The organism is Cupriavidus sp. 86D6 (assembly GCF_057815095.1).
The window spans coordinates 1-1,195 of the sequence record NZ_JBYPSB010000045.1 but is presented as its reverse complement, the minus strand read 5'-3'; the positions used below and the strand labels follow the sequence as shown (position 1 = coordinate 1,195).

The window sequence follows — 1,195 nt, the reverse complement described above, 5'->3', positions numbered from 1 at the left end:
ATGGCAAAGGAAAAGTTCGAGCGGACCAAGCCGCACGTGAACGTAGGTACGATTGGTCACGTTGACCACGGCAAGACGACGCTGACGGCAGCGATTGCCACGGTGCTGGCTGCGAAGTTCGGCGGCGCGGCCAAGAAGTACGACGAAATCGACGCAGCGCCGGAAGAGAAGGCACGCGGCATCACGATCAACACCGCACACGTGGAATACGAGACGGCCAACCGCCACTACGCCCACGTTGACTGCCCGGGCCACGCTGACTATGTGAAGAACATGATCACGGGCGCCGCGCAGATGGACGGCGCGATCCTGGTTTGCTCGGCTGCCGACGGCCCGATGCCGCAAACGCGCGAGCACATCCTGCTGGCCCGTCAGGTTGGCGTGCCGTACATCATCGTGTTCCTGAACAAGTGCGACATGGTCGATGACGCCGAGCTGCTGGAACTGGTGGAAATGGAAGTGCGCGAACTTCTGTCGAAGTACGACTTCCCGGGCGACGACACCCCGATCATCAAGGGTTCGGCCAAGCTGGCGCTGGAAGGCGACAAGGGCGAGCTGGGCGAAGTGGCCATCATGAACCTGGCCGACGCACTGGACTCGTACATCCCGACGCCGGAGCGCGCCGTTGACGGTACGTTCCTGATGCCGGTGGAAGACGTGTTCTCGATCTCGGGTCGCGGCACGGTGGTGACCGGCCGTATCGAGCGTGGCGTGGTCAAGGTCGGTGAAGAAATCGAAATCGTGGGTATCCGCCCGACGGTGAAGACGACCTGCACGGGCGTGGAAATGTTCCGCAAGCTGCTGGACCAAGGTCAAGCGGGCGACAACGTGGGTCTGCTGCTGCGCGGCACGAAGCGCGAAGACGTGGAGCGTGGTCAAGTCCTGTGCAAGCCGGGCTCGATCAAGCCGCACACGCACTTCACGGGTGAGGTCTACATCCTGTCGAAGGACGAAGGTGGCCGTCACACGCCGTTCTTCAACAACTACCGCCCGCAGTTCTACTTCCGTACGACCGACGTGACTGGCTCGATCGAGCTGCCGAAGGACAAGGAAATGGTCATGCCGGGTGACAACGTGTCGATCACCGTCAAGCTGATCGCTCCGATCGCCATGGAAGAAGGCCTGCGCTTCGCAATCCGCGAAGGTGGCCGTACCGTCGGCGCCGGCGTTGTGGCAAAGATCCTCGACTAAGCAA

Annotated in this window: 1 protein-coding gene; it reads left to right on the top strand. The window is 61.9% G+C overall.

The features are described 5' to 3' along the window. Nucleotides 1–1,191, top strand: coding sequence for an elongation factor Tu (gene tuf, locus AC3G88_RS29380; RefSeq protein WP_029051586.1), 1,191 nt, complete (start codon nt 1–3; stop codon nt 1,189–1,191). Nucleotides 1,192–1,195 lie beyond the last annotated feature (4 nt).

Bases quoted from the DNA above. Each gene is read 5' to 3' on its own strand.
- tuf (WP_029051586.1), top strand. From the start codon at position 1: ATGGCAAAGGAAAAGTTCGAGCGGACCAAGCCGCACGTGAACGTAGGT.